The following is a 20335-nucleotide window of genomic DNA, read 5'->3' on the forward strand; positions in this document are numbered from 1 at the left end:
GTAAACAAAAAACACCCCACCGGCATTAAGCCAGCAGGGTACCACGATGCTTCGGGATGCACAACAACGCTTCCGTATGTGTTGTTATAGGTATACATTGGCTGAATAAGTTGCAAATACACAACGTCTGAGCACCCTTTTGATATATGGACAGAAATTTGAACACTACACTGATTCAATTCAATACCATATCTTTAATTAAACAATGCTCTAAACATCTCTTCTCTAAATCCTCTAAGTCGCTATCCCAAATGTTCTTGTCAATCATATGTTTCTTAACTTCATAGTAGTTATCATCACTAAACAAAGCATATGAACATATGGTACTGTACTCCGATTCGGATTGACAAGATTTTATTAAATTTACAAATCAACTCATTCTCATCAGCAATCGAGTTATTATCTTTAGTTTTTTCTATCCATTTTATCATTGAATCTAACGCATCCGATACTGCATTCCCAATTTTCGCTCTTGGAGAATCAGTGTCTTCAAAGTAGTTTCCAACTGATCAAGGGGCTTAACTTCAATAGAATCAAAAAGCGCCTGCTCTTGCTCATCCAGCGTGTCCAGAAAGATTGTTTCGTACAGCCCATGTTTTAGTGCCTTCTTGTTACGAAACGGCCCACCCGGCCCGCCACTATTCCCCTTGGCGTTTTGGTTACCTGGGGGAGCACCGCCGCGATTGCCGACAGCGTTTTTGTTCCCTTTGGTCGCTCCTCGTTTAGTAACGTTACTTTTGGATTCATTGGTAACGTTACTATTCAGATCGTCTGCCCATTTGTCCTGTGACTTCCATTTTCGGACCTGAGTCTCGCCAACAGAAAGAGCGGCGGCGATGTCTTTTAGCTTCATCGCTCCGCCGCTCTCCAGCCACATCTTTTTTGCCTTGTCCCGGTCAGGACTTCTCTCTCTTGCCACTACATCATCACCACCCCCAACAAAAAAACGAGCCCAACTCAGCTCGTCTAATGGTATATTCTTTACTCCTATTGCTTTTATGGTTCATAAGGCTTTGTTTTATATGCATCAAGATGAAGATGCTTGCTTACCTTTTTGCAACGGGTTTTTGGTTAACCTACTTTTGAAACGAGCAAAAAGATAAATAGATCGAACAAAAATATCAAAAGCAACGGATAGCCATACTCCAGCAATCCCATAATTAAAATGAATGCATAAAATATAGACACCAATGACTCGGATTGCCCACATTCCTATAGCTGTACTGTACATGGGACCCTTTGTATCTCCGGCTCCTTGCAAAGCACCAGTCAACACTAGCCCTATAGCAAGGAATGGTTGTGCAAAGGCATCTATTCTTAGTGCAGTCGTAACCATGCTTATAACGGTTGGATCATCTGTAAACCAGGTAGCCGCCACAGGAGAGAAAACAAATAACAGCACACCCACAAAGGACATGAATACAACTGCAACACCTGTCGTATAAAGTCCGTACCTATACGCATCGTCATTACGACCAGCGCCTAAACACTGTCCCACCAATGTGGTCGCAGCAACCGCCATTCCATAACCTGGCATGTATGAAAATATCTCAATATTCCCAGCTATCGTATGCGCTGCGTATACCTCTGTTCCAATACGTACAATCAGACCAAAATACAACACCTGCCCAAAACGCATGATCAGGCGTTCAATACCCGCAGGAATAGATAATTGTAGCAACGGAAGAGTGTAGTCTCCAGCTTTCATCCTGAAAGAGAAAGATAATTCCGATTTTCGGATATACATAAATAATGCGATTGCGCCAACTATCCTAACTATAACAGTTGCCCAGGCGGCCCCTGCAATTCCCATAGCAGGAATACCAGCAAGTCCAAAAATCAAAATATAATCAAGGCCTATATGCAAAATATTGATCCATAGGCCAACTTTCATCGGTGTTTTGGTATTACCTGCTGCTCTTAATATACTCCCAAAAATCGTCATTAAAGAGATGAATATTGAGGGCACAGCAACAATGCGGAAGTAAACAATTCCGCTACTTAGCACAGCCGGCTCGGCCCCCATGATCTGCAATATTGGTTTAGCAAAGAAAAACGTAACCAGACCAAAAATAATCCCTAAAATAGCAGCAATTAACGTCGATTGCTTTGCAATTGCTTTAGCCTTACTAATATCTCCAGCACCTACACTTTTCGCAATCAATGAAGAGGTACCGATACCCATAGCTAAAAATACTGCCAAATATACAGCCATTATGGCATTAGTTACGCCAACAGCGGTAAGCTCTAAAAGACCTATTTTAGAAACGAATAGAGTATCCACGAAGCCAACGACAGTCTGCAGAAGATTTTCAATCATCGCTGGTATTCCCAAGGCCAATACAATTTTTATTTTTTGTTTACCGCTTGTGTCTTTAATTTCAAGTCCTTTAGGCACAGAGCCGTCCTCCTTGCCCTTAGCGAATATAATTGTTGAGCGCCTTGTTGAGATCCTCTATAACTTTATCTTCATTCCCATGGTGAACTGCTTTCACGACACAGTTCTCCAAGTGGTCTTTGAGTAAAAGTTTCGCCGCTTTGTCTAATGCCTTTTGAACTGCTGCAATTTGCAGAAGAACATCAGGACAGTCACGCCCGTTCTCTGTCATCTCCTTAACAGACCTGAGATGACCTTCGATTCGTGCCAATCGGTTCACGATTTGTTTGCGATACTTATGCTCGTGGTCATGATGATGTTCTTGATTAAGATCACTCATAGTTTTAACCTCCACACTGGTTTAGGATAATAGTATCCCCCCCAGGGGGTTAATTCAAGTGATTTTTTCACAAAGAATGCTACCTAAATTCGTCCTTTTAAGCTTAATATCCAATTCAATGAGACGGTCCAAGTCCTGAACCGCTTCGTTCTCTGGCTATGCTACACAATCACCACCCCAACAAATATAAAGATACCGGACTCATTTAAACTACGCTCTTTTGAGATACAAAACAAAGAAAGCCCCGAACCGGAAAAGGTTGGAGCTTTCTTTGTTTCGCTTGTCGCGTTTTTCTTATTGAATATCGCTTGGGTATTGACCTGACACACCATATGCTGAGACGTGCACAATATCGCCGCCAGCTCTCCATTGAATTTCATAATTTCCTGAACGCAGACCTGACGAAAAAGAATTTAAACTATCCCAGTTCAAACTGCTATGAGCGCCTATAGTCTTAGTAACATATAATTTATTGCTGTCTGTATGCACCACACTAAAAGTAATGGTTGAATCACCTGTGTTTTTCGCAGAAATTTTAAGATGCCCGTATCCAGGGTCTAATACAAAGCGTGATACTGGGTCCTTTCTGTCGAACGTGTCATCAAAAACATCTCTTGCTCTTTGAGGCGTTACTACATGGTCACCAGTAGTTGTTTTACCAGCATCTTGAGTCACCGCAGTCGATGTTGCAGAATCAGTTACAGCAACATCTGAATCTGCTAAAATCGCATTGGGTACTGCAATAGCTCCCCCTATTAGACCCAGAGCCAGGGCCGGTACAATAAAATGTTTTTTCTTCAAAGCTTTTTCCTCCTATATTTGTATATTAAACTACCTCTTCATACTACTAAAAGATTCCATCTTTCTAATTTCTTTTACAATAAAATCATATTGATGTTTAATAAATACATATTTATGTATTGACTAACAGTATTATTAAACGTGTTCACGGCTCGTCCTTCACTATTCATTTTCTTTCTCAGAGACGGCATATTTTTCATACTTTTCAGTAAGGTCAATCAGTTCAGTTAATCGCTTAGTAAGTTCACTTTGAAGCCTATCTAATTGAAATTCACTATGCTTCGGGTTCAGCTCGATGCAACAGGACTGGCTCAATACCAGTGCTCTCCATGAATCGTTTTTTGATCACATCGCAGAAGATCGGATCTAGTTCCAATGTTCGGCATGTCCGGTCCATCTGCTCACAGGTCATAAGCGTGGAGCCACTGCCGCCGAAGAAATCAACGATCTCGTCACCGCGCTGGCTGCTATTTTTGAATGGGATGGCTAACAAGTCAAGAGGCTTCTGAGTGGGATGAACGTACTTGTTCACATCGCCCCTCGAAACCTCCCATACTGTCTCGGGGAGCGGGTCCTCAACAGGCAGGCCAGCCTTCCATACTGTTGTCTGTGTCCGATCGCCGTACCAAGCAGGAGATTTGCCCTTCATATGAGCATAAAAGACAGGCTCATGTTTGAAACGGTACTGTGCCCAGCCGAAGGTAGCCGCATTCTTAACCCAGACACACTGTGTCCGGACGACGATGCCAGCTGCGTTCATCGCATCCTCGAACTCCCGCTGATAGGTCGAAGGATGGAATACATATATAGCTGCAGTTGGCTGCATCACCACTGCATAGTTGGAAAAAACGGCATACAAAAAGCCCCCGAAGTCCTCAGCGGGCATGTTGTCGTTCATTATGCTGCTACGGCCATCAGCGGCCAGACGCTCTGAAACACTCTCAACAGCCACATTATAAGGTGGATCAGTAACGACCAACGCTGCTTTGGCTCCGTCCATTAAAAGTGCTACATCATCAGGATTGGTCGCATCTCCACACACTAATCGATGCCGACCAAGCTGCCATACATCCCCGCGCCTCGTCTCCGGTTCCTTGATTCCATCTAGAGCACGCTGGACGTCAAAGTCATCATCGGTAACCGGAAGGTCCAAGGTTTCATCCTGTGGGACAGCAAACTCTGCCGCCAGATCCTCGAACTCTTCCAAATCGAAGCCGGACATGGCCAGATCAGCTCCGCTTTCCTGAGTAGACGGCCTACCTAGTCCTGTGACGTGGAAGCGCAAGCAGATACCTCGTAGGGGAGACACGCAGAAGGAAACTCTTGCTCGTGCTCAAAGAGTTCTAGATGATCTTGTTAAACATGGCGTGGATGCCAAGAAAGTAAAAAAGCTCCCTTTCGAGGAAGTTGCATGGGATTGGCTTAAGACCTACTCTAAAGGGGAGGTCAAAGAAAGCACCGTCAGAGTCAGAAGCAAAGAAATTAAAATTTTGGTGAGATACATTCCCAAAGTAAATATTGACAAGATAACGCATAAGCAATATCAAAACAAACTCAATGATCTCGATGATAAAAAATATGCCCGAACCACAATTGAAGGGGTACATGTCACTGCGAATATGATTATGAAATATGCAATAAAAAATAAAATGCGATTGGACAATCCTTGCACCGGTGCAGTCATACCAGCCAAAATGCTGACTGTAGAAGAAATTGAAAATACGACCATTGAAGACGAATTTTTAGAAAAGCCTGAAATAACGGAATTCCTTCAGGCAGTATACCTGCATGGCCTACCAATGGATTTAGAGCGTTTTTATCTTCTCGCCTTTTCAGGCATGCGTTCAGGGGAACTATGTGCCTTAAAATGGACGGATATTAATTTTGAAACGAATGAAATTCGAGTGACCAAGACTCTCTATAATGAGCAAAACAATATGAAGCTATATAAACTCACCCCACCTAAAACTAAAGGGTCTATCCGCACTTTCGACTTGGACGAAACCATTATGGACTTGCTTGCCGATTATAGAAATACGCAGCAAAAAATAGTTCAGGAAAACAGAAAAATGTACCCTGACTATCATGACAAGGATTTCGTATTCTGTCGTGACAATGGATATCCATTCATCCAAAAAAATATCTTGATTAGAATGGATAGAATCTTAAAGAAAACATCAATCAAAAAAGAAGCCACTCCCCATCTTCAGACACACCCACATAAGCATGCTCTCAGAGGCTGGAGTAGACCTAAAAACGATTATGAAGCGCGTTGGACATGATGACCCAGAAACAACTCTAAAGATCTACACACACGTCACAGAAAAGATGAAAAAGGATGCTAATGAGAAAATAAGAATTCACTTTGCAGATATATTGAACTTCAATTTCACGAAAGATCATCTCCCTTTGCAAGAAATGTGATTTTTTCGTGATTTAACGAAGAAAGGCCCCCTTTCGGGAGCCTTTTAAATAGCGGTATTACAGGGTTTTGATACCCTTTGTTACATCATTCCACCCATGCCGCCCATTCCGCCCATGTCAGGCATTGCAGCCTTTTCTGGTTCTGGCTTGTCAGCGATAACCGCTTCGGTAGTCAGGAACATTGCTGCTACGGAAGCAGCGTTTTGCAATGCATAACGAGTTACTTTCGCAGGGTCTACGATACCAGCTTCGATCATGTTTACCCAGTCGCCAGTAGCTGCGTTAAAGCCTACGCCAACTTCTTCGCGTTTCAGACGCTCAACAATTACAGAGCCTTCTTCACCTGCGTTAGCAGCGATGGTGCGGATTGGAGCTTCCAGAGCGCGCAACACGATGTTCACGCCTGTTTGCTCGTCGCCTTGCAGTTCAACAGCTGCAACTGCTTTGTATACGTTCAGGAGCGCTACACCACCACCGGATACGATACCTTCTTCAACCGCAGCACGGGTTGCATTCAGGGCATCTTCGATGCGCAGTTTGCGTTCTTTCAATTCTGTTTCAGTTGCCGCACCGACTTTGATGACTGCTACGCCGCCGGACAATTTAGCCAGACGCTCTTGCAGTTTCTCTTTGTCGAACTCGGAAGTGGTTTCTTCCAGTTGCGTACGGATTTGGCTAACACGAGCGTCGATGTCGGCTTTGTTTCCAGCACCGTCAACCACAATCGTATTTTCTTTAGTGATACGCACTTGACGTGCTGTACCCAGTTGGTCTACGGAAGCTGTTTTCAGGTCCAGACCCAGTTCTTCTGTAATCACTTGACCGCCTGTCAGGGCAGCGATATCTTGCAGCATTGCTTTACGACGGTCACCAAAGCCTGGAGCTTTAACAGCTACAGCGTTGAATGTACCACGCAGTTTGTTAACAACGAGCATAGCCAGTGCTTCGCCTTCGATGTCTTCAGCGATCAGAACGAGTGGCTTGCCTTGTTGTACGATTTTTTCAAGCAATGGCAGGATTTCTTGTGTGTTTGTGATTTTTTTGTCTGTGATCAGGATATACGGATTGTCTAGTACAGCTTCCATTTTGTCCGTATCTGTAATCATGTACGGGGAAATGTAGCCACGGTCAAATTGCATACCTTCAACCACTTCCAGCTCTGTTGCAAAACCGCGGGATTCTTCAACAGTGATTACACCGTCTTTGCCCACTTTTTCCATAGCTTCAGCGATCAGTTCGCCTACTTCGTCATCAGCAGCGGAAATACCGGCTACTTGAGCAATGGATTGTTTGCTTTCGATTGGTTTGGAGATGGCTTGCAGTTCAGCAACAGCCGCTTTAACCGCTTTGTCGATCCCTTTACGGATACCGATTGGGCTTGCGCCAGCAGTTACGTTTTTCAGGCCTTCTGTGATGAGGGCTTGAGCCAAAACAGTAGCAGTAGTCGTACCATCACCAGCTACATCGTTCGTTTTGGTTGCTACTTCTTTAACCAGTTGAGCGCCCATGTTTTCGAACGCGTCTTCCAGCTCGATTTCTTTTGCAATCGTTACACCGTCATTGGTGATGAGCGGGCTACCGAATTTTTTCTCCAGTACAACGTTACGGCCTTTCGGTCCGAGTGTTACTTTAACAGCATTAGCCAATGCGTCAACCCCGCGCAACATAGAGCGACGAGCGTCTTCACTGAATTTAATATCTTTAGCCATTTGTGATAAACCTCCCTATGGATTATGAATGAATTTGTTTCAATTCCTATATTCAGGTCTTGTCCGGGTTCCGGTTAACCGATGATCGCGTGGATATCGCTTTCTTTCATAATCAAATATTCTTTACCTTCATATTTGATTTCCGTTCCAGCGTATTTAGAGAAAATGACACGGTCGCCTTCTTTTACTTCCAGAGGAATACGGGCACCGTCTTTCAATGCGCCTGCGCCAACCGCGATAATTTTGCCTTCTTGCGGCTTTTCCTTGGCAGAGTCAGGAAGTACGATCCCGAAGGAAGTCGTTGTCTCTTGCTCAATTGCTTCCACCAATACGCGTTCACCCAAAGGTTTGATCATGAAAAAATAGCCTCCTTATTAAGTGTTTTATCCTGTAATTTGGTTGTTATGTTGTATGTATTAGCACTCGACAGTCGTCAGTGCTAACAACCAACTTTATGATACTCAACTTGGGATTGAATTTCAAGTCCCTAATGTATTTTTTATGGGAATTTTTATGGACAGCCCTTCCCGATTATATCCATCTATCTGAAAAATAACCGTTAACTCAAGACTAATGGTTAGATTTAAGGCAACTAAGCTGCTGCTGTTATGCTCTATAAATAGCCATGATACAAATGCCATTCATTATCTGCAATTGCCATGTAGCGCGGACCCGAATAAATTGTTTACTGAGCCATTCAGGTCCTGCTTTATTATTCTGAAGCTACACGCAATTGGGCCTCACGTTCCTCCTGTGCACGCAGCTGCCTGCGGTACACGACCGAAGACAAATACACGCTCACTTCATATAGCACCAGCAACGGTAGCGCCACCAAAAAATCGGAAATAAAGTCCGGCGGGGTAATGACAACCGCAACGAACACAAGCAGAAAATAAGAAATCTTCCGCCATTTGCGAAGCCGCATTGGTGTTAAAACATGAATCCCCGTCAGAAACATGATAAGCAGGGGGAGCTCAAACAGCAGCGCTACAGGTAGTACAATATTAAACATAAAGGTGAAATATTGTGCGATCCCGTATGTTTCCTGTAATCCCATACTTTTGGTGACCGACGATGTAAACTGAATTGCCATCGGGAAAATAATGAAATAAGCAAAAGCTGTCCCAATGATGAACAAAAGCAGCACATAAGGCACATACCGCAAAGTCGCACTTCGTTCTTGTGGTCTTAAGCCCGGGCTGACAAACTTCCACAGTTGGTAGCAAGCAAACGGTAGCGCCACCGCAATCCCGATGATCATGGCGATCTTCATGTAGATACCGATCCCGTCCCAAAAGGAAAACGCGTTTAACTGAAAAGCTTGCGCCGAACCGGAGCGAATAAGCCAGTCATAGACAGAACCCGCCGCGAACAGACCACCAGCCAGTGCCAATACAAATACAATTAGCACATAGATAATTCTGCGGCGAAGCTCTCCCAGATGTTCCATTAGCGGCATTTCATGCTCTGGTGGGGTCAAGTCCACTCCTCCTTTCTGAACGGAACGCAGCAGCGCCTCCTAAAAAATAAAGCCCTTCACTGAAGAAGAGGCTTTTGTTTATTGTACAAGATCAAGAATCGATCACTAAATCTATGACAAGCGTTTATCCTCAGGCTGAGGTTGAACTTCTGAAGACGTCGTTTGTGATGCTTTGACCACACTATCTTTGCTGTCTTTACGCTCAGTCCGTTCATCTTCTGATAAAATATCGCGTGCCCCGTTTTTAAACTCACGGAATGTACGCCCTACAGCTCGACCCAGCTCAGGCAGCTTGTTCGGACCAAATAGCAGCAGCGCCAGAATAATTAACAAAATATAACCCGGTGCTCCAATATTGGGCATGTGTAGTAATCCTCCTTATGTTGACGGACAAAATAAGAATCTTTGTCCGTATACGGCCTTATAAATTCTTATAGGTATCATACCACACACGATGTGCTGCCTTCTACCGGAACTGGCCTGTCACCATAAGCAGCGCTTCTGGAAGTTGGTCCATTATCGCTGCCAAATTTTCATGCACACCTTTGGGCGTTCCTGGCAAATTGACGATCAGTGTACGTCCGCGTATTCCTACGATTCCACGGAATAGCATAGCCGCTGGATTTTTCTGCATCACGATCATTCTCATGGCTTCCGCCATGCCTGGCACTTCCCGTTCCACAACCCGCCTAGTCGCCTCCGGTGTCACATCACGGATCGCCAGCTCGGTTCCACCCGTAGTTAGTACCAGGTCTGCATGAAAATAATCCGTCATTTCGATTAAAGCTGCAATAATTTCATCCGGTTCATCGGGAACGATCCGGTATTCCACAATCTCTCCGCCCAGTTCTTCTTCGATGAGTTCCCGGATGACCTGTGCGCTTGTATCCTCGCGCTCTCCCCTTGCCCCTTTATCACTGGCAGTTAGGATCGCCGTTTTCCACACCATAAGATCACCCTTCTCCTATCATGAAAGAATACTTTCTCTTCTGAAAATCAGAAACAGCCACGCTGCATCCTCCATCACATCACAGTACCCTCTCGGCGACAATGTTGTCTATGTCAAGGTTCCCGGTGGTCCTCCCTTTGAAAATCCCCATGCTTGCCACCTGTTTTAGATTGCAGCATGGTAGGGCCGATGATCATATCTTTTTGCAGCGCCTTGCACATATCATACACGGTTAACGCTGCGGCTGAAGCCGCTGTCAAAGCTTCCATTTCTACACCTGTCTTACCCTCGGTCTTCACTTCAACTTCAATATGAAGCACATCATGTCCATTATCGGAAAAAGTAATGTTCACGCCTGTCAGGGCCAGTGGATGACACATCGGTATCCAGTCTGACGTTTTTTTCGCGCCTTGAATCCCTGCGACCTGCGCCACAGCAAGAACATCACCCTTGCCGATTCTTCCTTCTTTTACAGCCGTCAATGTAGCCGGATTCATTGTAATCTGAGTCACGGCAACTGCTGTACGAATCGTAGACGTTTTACCCGAAATATCTACCATCCGAGCCCGTCCCTGTTCGTTAAAATGAGTAAAGGAATCCACGACTCCCTCACAGCTCCTTTCACATACCCAACTTTACTTCATTCATCATTTGTCAATAATCACAATCTAAGCGTCCATCCAGAGTAAACAGCACGTCCACTCGCAAATCCCTTGGCTCCATGGGCACCTGTGTCAGCAATTGTCCCGGCAACAGCAGCGAGACATAAAGCGGACCTACATGGCTGTTGTTACGCTTCTCTGCCTCTACCTGTACGGTAAAGCGGTCATAATAGCCTCCGCCGTAGCCGATCCTGCCCCCACGACGATCAAAGGCCAAGCCGGGCACAACAACCCAGTCAATTCCCGTCCACATTTCAGGCGACCATTCCTTGCATGTCAAAGCAGGCTCAGGGATGTTCCAGATGCCGGGTACAATATCTCCGTACTGATCCATCTCCCTCAGCTCCATAGTTCGAGTTACCGGGTCCACTCTTGGGGCCAGGACACGATCTCCCTGTGACCAGCAATGCTCAATGAGGGGAGTCGTCGAAATCTCGCTGCCAAAAGAGAGATAACTAAATAAGGTTAGCTTATCTCCGTTTCTGTCTATTCTAAGCTGCTCCCATGCCTCGATTGCATGCCGACAGGCCACAGCCGATGCCTTCTGCCTTGTCAGCGGGTCCATGGAGTCACGCGCTTCCCGTTGCTGCAAACGCAGCGCGTTCTTCACATTACAGACATCCATCACATCCGCCCTCCCGCACAATCGTCGATAATCTTTAAAACGTTACTATTGTCCCATTTGTCAGTAAGTGCTGTACGTTGCAAGTTTTTTTCATTCTTTTTCACTTCTCGTTTAAGTTTATCATTGTTTATACAAATTGACTACACGCGGCTCAAGGGTTTACAGGGTGAAAGCAGTGCAATAGTGGGTAATTTCATGTAAACTGGAAGGAAGGTACCTGTGAAGAAAGCAGGTAGAACTGTGCAAAATGTAATGGAGGAACGATACGCTATGCTATTGCAAGTAACCGGAATTACTAAATCTTATGGAATTGAGCCCGTTCTGGACGGGATTAACCTTCAAATATTGGAACGTGAACGTATTGGACTCGTAGGTGTGAACGGTGCAGGCAAATCGACCCTGCTCAAAATCATTGCTGGTGAAATATCCTATGACAGTGGACAAATTTTCAAGGCGAAGGAGACCAGCATCGGTTATCTGGCGCAAAACAGCGGCTTGAATTCTGACCGTTCTATCTGGGGGGAAATGATGCTGGTGTTCACTCCTCTGATTGAAGCGGAACGGGAACTGCGGCAAATGGAACAGGACATCGCTGACCTGGCCAATGCTCAAAACGAAAAACGCTACGCAGATCTGCTGGAACGCTATGCACGTCGTTCAGACTGGTTCAAGGATCACGGTGGTTATGAAATGGAGACCCGTATTCGCAGCGTGCTGCACGGTATGGGCTTTGGTTCATTTGCACCTGAGACGCCCGTAGCTACTCTGAGCGGAGGACAGAAAACTCGGCTTGCGCTAGCGCGCATCCTACTGCTCGCACCAGATGTTCTTATGCTCGATGAGCCTACCAACTATCTGGATATTCAAACACTGACCTGGTTGGAGGATTATTTGCGCGGCTACTCCGGTTCTCTGCTGGTAGTATCACATGACCGTTATTTCCTGGACCGACTGGTAACGACGATTATTGAAATTGAACGCCATCGTTCTACTCGATATACAGGCAACTACAGCCGCTACATGGAGCTGAAGGCTGCCGAGTACGAAACGAATCTGAAGCATTACGAAAAGCAGCAAGGAGAAATTGCCCGTTTAGAAGCATTCGTACAACGTAATATCGTGCGGGCTTCCACGACCAAACGCGCTCAAAGTCGGCGCAAGCAGCTAGATAAAATGGAGCGTATGGATCGGCCCATGGGAGACTTGAAAAAGGCTCATTTTTCCTTTGAAACAGCCCATATGTCAGGTAAGGAAGTACTGGAGGTACGTGACCTCTCTGTGGGGTATGAAGGTAAAAAGCCTTTATTCCAGCACGCATCGTTCGACTTAAAACGTGGAGATACCGTGGCACTGATTGGTCCGAACGGGATCGGAAAATCGACGTTGCTCAAATGTCTGACCGGATCACTTAAACCTGCTGCTGGCTCCATCCACTGGGGCACGAAAATCAAAATCGGCCTGTATGACCAGGAGCAGACGAACCTGAACCCCGCCAATACCGTACTGGAGGAGTTGTGGAGCGAGTACCCTCATATGGAAGAAGCACGTATTCGTACAGTGCTGGGTAATTTCCTGTTTAGCGGTGACGATGTACTAAAAAAGGTAGCTGCATTAAGCGGAGGGGAAAAAGCCCGCGTTTCTCTGGCCAAGCTCATGCTGCGCGAAGCCAACGTATTAATTCTAGATGAGCCTACCAACCATCTGGATCTGTTCAGCAAGGAAGTGCTGGAAGCGGCTTTGATGGACTATGACGGTACGCTGTTGTTCATTTCCCATGACCGTTATTTCCTGAACAAAATGGCGGAACGTGTCATCGAGCTTCATCCTGGAGGGATAGAACATTTCCTGGGGAATTATGATGACTATGTAGCCAAAAAGCAGGAGTTAGAGGAAATTGCGCAGGAAGCTCTGGAGGCAAATCAGGCCACACGCGGCAAAACATCGGCTACCTCTGCATCCGTGACAGACGAGACCACATCCAAATCACGCGCCGCCACCTATGCGGCAGACAAGCAAGCCAAAAGCGAGGAACGTAGCCGTCAACGCAAGCTGGAGGCATTGGAAAACCAGATCAAAACGCTGGAAGAACAAATTTTAGGGCTGGAGGAACAAATGACCCTGCCTGAGATTTATCAGGATTACACAGCGCTTCAGAATATTCAGGCACAACTCGACACCCATAAACAGGAATTGACTGAAACCTATACCTCTTGGGAAGAGCTGTTAGAAGAATAAAAACTACTGCATAAAATCTTAGCCTTAAAAATTTCACATTTTCCTCTTCTATATTTTTGTACACAAGATTATCCACAACTTATGTGTATGAATGAGATTGAAAAATGGCCTTTTGGGCCATTTTTTTATTGATAAAAAGCCATTTTCAAATGAAAACCAAATTTATCCACCCTTTTATCCACATTATCCACAGATTTCACAAGAACTAAAGGTGTTACATATCCCCCAACTTGCTATCTCCAAAAAGTCTTAGCCTGCTTGCTTCGGACTCGGTTATCCACATTCAAATCGGTATATGTGGATAACTTTGTTCACAACTTGACAAATCACATCATTATTCGGGCAATATCAAAATTCCAGATTTTTTTGATGGATCATGAAAAATCGTGAACAATCGTGACGAATAATGCGAATGAATGAGAGGCTGCCATTCATTTGCTCAAACTCCTGTATTTTATCCTCTTGAATTTATATTTTTATGATAGTTTTGGAGCGGACAAAAAAGACACGACTCAACTGTGCCGTGTCTTGCTCATTCTTCTTCAATTAAGTTTGGACAGACCAATCTTCCAGAGACAGCCCTGGATCAGCCTTCATATCCAATGAGGTAAATTCCCCGCGCTTCCATTTGGCGTAGGCCGCAGCGCCGATCATCGCTGCATTATCTGTGCAATATTTCATCGATGGTACAAGCAGCTCAATTCCTTCGCGCTCACAACGCTCCCGCAATGCTGTACGCAGTCCGCGATTAGCAGCCACACCGCCACAAAGCAGGAGCTGCTTCGCACCGTATTCACGCATGGCACGAATCGCCTTTTCCACCAGCACCTCGACGACCGACTCTTGAAAGCCTCTTGCGATCGCTCCGACATCAACGGTTTCTCCGCGCATTTTCGTCTGGTTAATTACATTCAGCACCGCAGATTTCAAACCGCTAAAGCTAAAATCATAAGAATCCGGCTCCAGCCATGCACGCGGCAAAGTAACCACTTCCTCCGATTCATGAGCCACACGATCCACATGCGGGCCACCCGGATACGGAAACCCAATCGCTCTCGCTACTTTGTCGTAGGCTTCCCCAACCGCATCATCTCTTGTACGACCAATGAGTTGAAAATGACCTTCCGACTCCATCAGCACCAGCTCTGTATGTCCTCCTGACACAACGAGAGCAATGCACGGATATACGATATCATGCTCCAGCTGATTGGCATAAATATGTCCCGCGATATGATGCGTCCCGATTAATGGCTTGCCGAACGCCAAGGCAGCACTCTTGGCAGCGACAATTCCAACCAACAATGCGCCAACCAGTCCTGGTCCTTGTGTCACGGCAACCGCCGAAATCTCACGAGGGGTAATTCCCGATGTTTGCATGGCCTCGTCCAGCATGTAGGTGATGCTCTCCACATGTTTGCGTGAAGCCACCTCTGGCACAACACCACCAAAGGCTTTGTGTGTTTCAATCTGACTGGAAATCAAATTTGAGAGCACCTCTGTACCATTTTTCACGACGGAAACAGCCGTCTCATCACAACTCGTTTCCACTGCCAGTATATAGCAAGGCTCGCCGGAGGCGGAGCCTGTACCTGCTTTTTCCTCTTGCGTCATTGCTTCTGCACGCTTCCTTCCTGTTCACCGGATGCCCCATGCGCGGGAAGATCCGCCCACATGATCACGGCATCCTCGTTATTATCCGAATAATAGCCTTTGCGCACACCTGCGGGCTTAAAGCCTTTTTTCTCATACAAACCCTGAGCGATCCGGTTCGTTACCCGCACCTCCAGAGTCATACGTTCCATCCCTAAATAAGAGGCGGTCTGCATCAGCTCATCCAACAGCTTGTCTCCAAGCTTGCGTCCGCGATAAGCCTCTCGAATCGCAATATTCGTAATATGGGCCTCATCCATAATCGTCCACATGCCTGCGTAACCAATGGCTCGTCCGTCTAGTTCCATAATCATATATTTAGCGAAATGATTCATCGTCAGCTCATTGCGGAATGCTTCCTCCGTCCACGGCAGCGTGAACGCTTCATGCTCAATCTCCAGCACATCGGGAATATCATCCAGTTGCATCAAGCGAAACTCAAGTTTCTCTTCCCGCTGTATGTTCTTTGCCATGTTGTTCACCGCTCTCTTCAGCGCTGACGAAGCAGATTGGCTTCCGCCTCAGCCAGCTGGGTATAATTAGGAACCAGCGTATGTAGCTCGTCATGTTCCTGACGAAGCAGCTTATCCGCCCCAAGGCGGCCAACCCATCTTCCCTCCAGCTCATAAGGTACGATACGCAGCTCGCTCCATGCACGCAGGCGCTCGGCTGTTTCGGCGTGAACCGCCGTTTCACCGACTAGCCAAATGACCGGAGGACGCTCTTCAGAAGGCAAAGCCTCGAGCCGTTGCAGCAGATCATCGGTCCAAGCAGTCATCAAGCGAATTGCATCTGGCTCCAGCCGTTGAGGGCTCTCGGTGTCGTCAACTGTATTCACGCCGAACAGCCCCGTGTAAACCTGACCACGGCGCGCATCCAGCACAGGCACAATCCAGTCTGCTGCCTGCGCTCCGGACGAACCGTTATTCACAGACTCATTTTTATCTTCTTGTCCCTTCATCTCGATGCCGCGATTCCAACCACCCCACGCCAAAGCATGCAAAGTGGATATGGACGTCACCGGGATACCCCAGGCCCAAGCGAGTGTTTTGGCTGCGGTCACCGCAATCCGGATACCGGTATAAGACCCCGGTCCAACACCAACTGCAATACCATCTACATCATCTCGTGTCAGCCCTTCTTCATTCAGCAGTCGTTCCAGCTCGGTAATCACATGCACGGAGTGATTACGTTCGCCATAGACGTTGCTTTCTCCCAGCAATTCTCTTCCGTTCATCAGAGCGGCCGCCATCACGGTCGTCGCTGTATCTAACGTCAAAAACCGCTCACGCGGCTTTACATTCACATCTGTATGCTCTCTTTGCATGGTTCAAACTCCATTCTCCCGCAAACTGCGGCACCATTGTTCATAAGGCTCTCCGTACCCGGTCAGGTGAATCAAGCGCTCCCCCACATCCGTTGTTTCTATATACATGTGAAGCCGCTGCTCCGGCAATATATCCGGTATAATACTACCCCATTCCACCAGACATACTCCTGTCCCGTAAAAATATTCGTCCAGCCCGAGATCCTCCGCCTCGTCCTGGGAAATCCGGTACACATCCATATGATACAAAGGCAATCGGCCCTCGTACTCCTTAATGAGGGTAAAGGTTGGACTATTAACGATACCCGGCACACCTAAATGGCCGGCAAAAGCTTTGGAAAAAGCAGTTTTGCCCGCTCCCAGATCTCCATCCAGCACAATCACCGTTCCGGGAACCGCTTTGGCTGCCAAAAAACCAGCCAATGACCCGGTCTGTGCCTCTGAGACAGAACGGAACGTAAACTGCTCCTGCGAAATTGTCATATATTTTAATCACCTTTCGTCCGAATCGGACCGTTCCAACTTGTTCTTTATTATATAGTTCACCTTATGTCGCCGCAAGGCATGAAGACATGCTATTGTAAGTTAGTGATACACACAGGGAGGGATTGAAACGATGGGGCAAACCGTTTTACTCATGATTGATGTTCAGCAGGCTATGTTCATGTATGATGAGAAGCTGTATCGTGAGCAGGAAGTTGTAGCGCATTTGCAGCAGCTTTTGGACAAAGCCAGAGCTACAGGTACACCGGTGATTTTTGTACAGCATACCGATGAAGCGGATGAGGATTTCCGAGAAAACAGTGTAGGCTGGGCCATCGCCGACGTAGTGCGTCCTCTTCCTCATGAACGAATTGTCCGTAAATCATCCTGGGACAGCTTCTACCAAACCGAATTGGGCCATGTACTGAAGGAACTGGGGGCCGATCAACTCGTAATCGCGGGGATGCAGACCGAGTTTTGCCTCGACACGACTTGCCGAAGCGCCTATAGTCTGGGATACCAGAACAACGTACTCGTATTGGATGCGCATAGTACATTTGATAGCAAGGTGCTAAGCGGTGAACAAATCGTAGCTCATCATAATGGTATGCTTGGCAATCGTTTTGTGCGTTTACTTGCGACGGAAGATGTACATTTTTCGTGAGTTGTTGAAGTTTAATGTTCCAAGCCGATTGCTTTCAAGCAAGTCGGCTTCTTTTTTTGTTCATGCGAAAAAAGCGCACTTTCGGGTGACACTGTTAACAAGAAGCGAGCTAGCACAATATAACGAAGATCATGAATATTGAAAGGCAAAGCCGTCTTCAGAAAATTCTGGAGGCTTTTTTATTACCCAGCGATGAGTTAGATGATATTGCGAGGAAAACTTTCTCACGTATGGATTGCAACTTTCATTTTTAACATAAAATTCAATTAATGATCATGATTTTCAGAAAAATTAAGAAATTAACAGAAAACGTTAGAATGGCCTAATTATTGTGGAGTATATGGCCCTATAAACATCTGTACATAGATATGTGTAAATATTTGGACATTGAGCAAAATCTGCATTAGAACTATGATGAAAATGGTTTTAATTTCCAATGAGAGAAGGCGATCGAACCGTCACACTCACTGTCTTAGGCACCATGATATGCCCGCATGCAAATGTATCTTGCAGTCGCTGCTTCTCGTAGGTTAAGAGCGGAAATTACGAATTGAAGTGCAATCATGGATGTATTGTGTTTTGAACACAGCGAAAGGAATGTGAGTTTTTAATGAAAAAAGTAGCTTTAGTAAGCCCGTTGAGAACAGCGGTCGGCTCTTTTAACAAAACCCTTGCGCCTCTAAGCGCTTCCGAACTGGGGGCAACTGTGATGACAGCATGCCTTCAGCAAAGTAAATTAGAGCCTTCTTTGATTGATCAGATTTATTTGGGAAATGTTCTTCAGGCGGGCAATGGACAAAATCCTGCCAGACAGGCGGCATTAAAAGCCGGTATCCCTATTGATGTACCCGAAACAACGATAAACACGGTTTGCGGTTCAGGACTTCATGCCGTTGCTTTAGCTTACAATTCAATATTGGCTGAACAAGGCAACATCGTCTTGGCCGGAGGCATGGAGAGCATGTCGAATGCCCCTTACCTGCTAAGGAATGCAAGAAACGGCTACAAACTTGGCAACGGTGAGTTGGTAGACTCCCTAGTGGCCGACGGCCTTACGTGCCCGATCAACCATTACCATATGGGAATTACCGCAGAAAATGTTGCCGAGAAATATGGAATTTCAAGACTTGAACAGGACGAATTTGCCTATCAAAGCCAGCTAAAAGCCGTAGAAGCAAAAAACAAGAAGCTTTTTGAAGAGCAAATTGTTCCGGTCATGATCAAAACCAAAAAAGAAACTATTTCTTTCACAGAGGACGAACACATAAGAGGAAATACAACGCAAGAAAAACTTTCTCAATTAAAACCTGCATTTAAGGAGAACGGGACGGTTACCGCTGGAAATGCTTCAGGAATCAATGATGGCGCGGCGGCCGTGCTTGTAGTGTCGGAAGACAAATGCAAGGAACATGCATTAAAGCCATTGGCATATATCAAGGGATATTCACTTGTTGGCGTTGACCCTGCATATATGGGAATGGGGCCAGTGAAAGCCATTTCGACACTTCTTAAGCAGCAAGGTATATCCATCGATGCCATTGATCTTTTTGAAATTAATGAAGCGTTTGCCTCACAAGCATTAGCGGTAGTGAAAGAGCTAGGGGTCACTCCTGAGAAGGTGAATGTCAATGGCGGCGCAATCGCGATCGGGCATCCTGTCGGTGCCAGCGGTGCTAGGATATTGACTACGTTGGTTCACGAAATGGTGCGAAGATCTTCACGCTACGGCATCGCCTCGTTATGCATCGGAACAGGAATGGGAATAGCCATGCTAGTTGAAAATGCGCTCATTTAAAGTGCGTGTTCAGGATGACTTTTAGAACTATCTCTTAAAAGGAAGGGAGATCGCTATGAATCAAAAAGATGTACTTTCACTCCAATCTATGCCTGCGGCTAGCGGCAGCTACGGGCGCCCACCATACCGCTTCATCAACCGGGAATTTTTTATCATTACCTATGAGACCGATCCTGCTGCGATTAGACAGGCGGTCCCAGAGCCTCTTGAGCCGGATGGAAGCAATACGGTCTCCTATGAATGGATCAAGATGCCCGATTCATCCGGTTTAGGATGCTATGAGGAAAGCGGTATTGTCATTCCGTGTACTTTTCAAGGAGAACCCTGCAATTTTGTCGCCCAAATGTATTTGGATAACGCGCCTGCTATTCTGGGGGGACGCGAAGTCTGGGGATTTCCGAAAAAATGGGCAAAGCCTCGCCTGAGCGTGGAGGAAACGGAGACGCTGACGGGTACATTGCATTATAATAACGTCCTGGTGGCCACGGGAACTATGCCTTTCAAATATAACATTCTTGATGAAAAGGAAACGGCAAAAGCCATCGCAAAAACGCAAGTTAATTTAAAGCTAATTCCTGATGTTGACGGTACCCCCAAAATCGCTCAATTAGTAGCGTATAATCTCGAGAACATTACTGTAAAAGGCGCCTGGTCAGGGCCTGCCAGATTAAGCTTGATCCCCCATGTCAACGCTCCAGTGGCAGATTTGCCGGTTAAAGCTTATATTGGCGGGAAACATTTTATTGCTGATTTAACGCTTCCATATGGAAGAGTCCTCTACGACTATCTCCAATAAAGTTTGCTTTCCTAAAAA

General features: G+C 46.0%; 20 protein-coding genes and 1 pseudogene. 5 read left to right on the top strand and 16 right to left on the bottom strand.

What is annotated here, in order from left to right; translation table 11 throughout:
• Nucleotides 1-436: 436 nt before the first annotated feature.
• The 5 genes from NLX73_RS14660 to NLX73_RS14680 all read right to left on the bottom strand — a co-directional run bounded on the left by NLX73_RS14660 (nucleotide 437) and on the right by NLX73_RS14680 (nucleotide 4803).
• Complete coding sequence (locus tag NLX73_RS14660; RefSeq protein ID WP_061829606.1) at nucleotides 437-919, bottom strand: phage terminase small subunit-related protein; 483 nt, start codon at nucleotides 917-919, stop codon at nucleotides 437-439.
• A 108-nt stretch (nucleotides 920-1027) separates the two neighbouring features.
• Complete coding sequence (locus tag NLX73_RS14665; protein WP_367997106.1) at nucleotides 1028-2398, bottom strand: MATE family efflux transporter; 1371 nt, start codon at nucleotides 2396-2398, stop codon at nucleotides 1028-1030.
• A 19-nt stretch (nucleotides 2399-2417) separates the two neighbouring features.
• On the bottom strand, nucleotides 2418-2717 hold the full coding sequence (locus NLX73_RS14670) for a metal-sensing transcriptional repressor (protein WP_061829608.1): 300 nt from the start codon (nucleotides 2715-2717) through the stop codon (nucleotides 2418-2420).
• 294 nt (nucleotides 2718-3011) lie between these two features.
• Complete coding sequence (locus NLX73_RS14675; protein ID WP_254326525.1) at nucleotides 3012-3518, bottom strand: hypothetical protein; 507 nt, start codon at nucleotides 3516-3518, stop codon at nucleotides 3012-3014.
• Between the two features lie 274 nt (nucleotides 3519-3792).
• Nucleotides 3793-4803 carry a DNA-methyltransferase gene (locus tag NLX73_RS14680; protein ID WP_231109421.1) on the bottom strand — a complete coding sequence of 337 codons (1011 nt, stop codon included), beginning with the start codon at nucleotides 4801-4803 and terminating at the stop codon, nucleotides 3793-3795.
• Here NLX73_RS14680 and NLX73_RS25155 point away from each other — a divergent pair.
• Nucleotides 4769-5942 (top strand): annotated as a pseudogene (locus tag NLX73_RS25155) (tyrosine-type recombinase/integrase); the annotation flags it as partial. The gene NLX73_RS14680 and the pseudogene NLX73_RS25155 sit on opposite strands and share 35 nt — an antisense overlap.
• A gap of 80 nt (nucleotides 5943-6022) precedes the next feature.
• Here the strand turns inward: NLX73_RS25155 and groL are convergent.
• The 7 genes from groL to NLX73_RS14725 all read right to left on the bottom strand — a co-directional run bounded on the left by groL (nucleotide 6023) and on the right by NLX73_RS14725 (nucleotide 11367).
• A complete protein-coding gene (groL, locus tag NLX73_RS14695) occupies nucleotides 6023-7651 on the bottom strand; it encodes a chaperonin GroEL (protein ID WP_013369880.1) in 1629 nt (542 codons plus the stop codon).
• Nucleotides 7652-7725: 74 nt separating this feature from the next.
• A complete protein-coding gene (groES, locus tag NLX73_RS14700) occupies nucleotides 7726-8007 on the bottom strand; it encodes a co-chaperone GroES (protein WP_007429271.1) in 282 nt (93 codons plus the stop codon).
• A gap of 356 nt (nucleotides 8008-8363) precedes the next feature.
• On the bottom strand, nucleotides 8364-9131 hold the full coding sequence (gene tatC, locus NLX73_RS14705; RefSeq protein WP_254326528.1) for a twin-arginine translocase subunit TatC: 768 nt from the start codon (nucleotides 9129-9131) through the stop codon (nucleotides 8364-8366).
• 111 nt (nucleotides 9132-9242) lie between these two features.
• Nucleotides 9243-9494 (bottom strand): twin-arginine translocase TatA/TatE family subunit, encoded by a 252-nt coding sequence (locus NLX73_RS14710; protein ID WP_013309213.1) that lies wholly within the window; start codon nucleotides 9492-9494, stop codon nucleotides 9243-9245.
• 103 nt (nucleotides 9495-9597) lie between these two features.
• The gene (locus NLX73_RS14715) at nucleotides 9598-10080 is read right to left on the bottom strand and encodes a MogA/MoaB family molybdenum cofactor biosynthesis protein (RefSeq protein ID WP_013309212.1); all 483 of its coding nucleotides are present in this window, start codon (nucleotides 10078-10080) and stop codon (nucleotides 9598-9600) included.
• Between the two features lie 113 nt (nucleotides 10081-10193).
• A complete protein-coding gene (moaC, locus tag NLX73_RS14720; RefSeq protein ID WP_013309211.1) occupies nucleotides 10194-10682 on the bottom strand; it encodes a cyclic pyranopterin monophosphate synthase MoaC in 489 nt (162 codons plus the stop codon).
• A gap of 52 nt (nucleotides 10683-10734) precedes the next feature.
• Nucleotides 10735-11367, bottom strand: coding sequence for a 5-formyltetrahydrofolate cyclo-ligase (locus tag NLX73_RS14725; protein WP_254326656.1), 633 nt, complete (start codon nucleotides 11365-11367; stop codon nucleotides 10735-10737).
• 270 nt (nucleotides 11368-11637) lie between these two features.
• Here NLX73_RS14725 and NLX73_RS14730 point away from each other — a divergent pair, with 270 nt between their 5' ends.
• On the top strand, nucleotides 11638-13602 hold the full coding sequence (locus NLX73_RS14730) for an ABC-F family ATP-binding cassette domain-containing protein (protein WP_039270134.1): 1965 nt from the start codon (nucleotides 11638-11640) through the stop codon (nucleotides 13600-13602).
• Nucleotides 13603-14148: 546 nt separating this feature from the next.
• Here NLX73_RS14730 and tsaD read toward each other — a convergent pair.
• From tsaD to tsaE, 4 genes are read right to left on the bottom strand one after another with little or no spacing between them, the layout of a single operon-like run.
• The gene (gene tsaD / locus NLX73_RS14735; RefSeq protein WP_254326529.1) at nucleotides 14149-15213 is read right to left on the bottom strand and encodes a tRNA (adenosine(37)-N6)-threonylcarbamoyltransferase complex transferase subunit TsaD; all 1065 of its coding nucleotides are present in this window, start codon (nucleotides 15211-15213) and stop codon (nucleotides 14149-14151) included.
• Nucleotides 15210-15725 carry a ribosomal protein S18-alanine N-acetyltransferase gene (gene rimI, locus NLX73_RS14740; RefSeq protein WP_039269584.1) on the bottom strand — a complete coding sequence of 172 codons (516 nt, stop codon included), beginning with the start codon at nucleotides 15723-15725 and terminating at the stop codon, nucleotides 15210-15212. Before rimI ends, tsaD begins: the two co-directional genes overlap by 4 nt.
• Nucleotides 15726-15742: 17 nt before the next feature.
• A complete protein-coding gene (gene tsaB, locus NLX73_RS14745; RefSeq protein WP_039269583.1) occupies nucleotides 15743-16579 on the bottom strand; it encodes a tRNA (adenosine(37)-N6)-threonylcarbamoyltransferase complex dimerization subunit type 1 TsaB in 837 nt (278 codons plus the stop codon).
• Nucleotides 16580-16582: 3 nt separating this feature from the next.
• Nucleotides 16583-17062: a tRNA (adenosine(37)-N6)-threonylcarbamoyltransferase complex ATPase subunit type 1 TsaE gene (tsaE, locus tag NLX73_RS14750; RefSeq protein WP_023987468.1), complete on the bottom strand. Its 480-nt coding sequence runs from the start codon at nucleotides 17060-17062 to the stop codon at nucleotides 16583-16585.
• 133 nt (nucleotides 17063-17195) lie between these two features.
• Between tsaE and NLX73_RS14755 the strand changes: the two genes are divergently transcribed.
• From NLX73_RS14755 to NLX73_RS14765, 3 genes are all read left to right on the top strand, one after another.
• A complete protein-coding gene (locus NLX73_RS14755; RefSeq protein ID WP_061829613.1) occupies nucleotides 17196-17726 on the top strand; it encodes a cysteine hydrolase family protein in 531 nt (176 codons plus the stop codon).
• Nucleotides 17727-18336: 610 nt separating this feature from the next.
• Entirely contained in the window at nucleotides 18337-19521 is a 1185-nt protein-coding gene (locus NLX73_RS14760; protein WP_254326530.1) for an acetyl-CoA C-acetyltransferase, read from the top strand.
• 55 nt (nucleotides 19522-19576) lie between these two features.
• Nucleotides 19577-20317: an acetoacetate decarboxylase gene (locus NLX73_RS14765; RefSeq protein ID WP_254326531.1), complete on the top strand. Its 741-nt coding sequence runs from the start codon at nucleotides 19577-19579 to the stop codon at nucleotides 20315-20317.
• Nucleotides 20318-20335 lie beyond the last annotated feature (18 nt).

Source organism: Paenibacillus sp. CH40 (assembly GCF_024213605.1).
GTDB lineage: Bacteria > Bacillota > Bacilli > Paenibacillales > Paenibacillaceae > Paenibacillus > Paenibacillus polymyxa_B.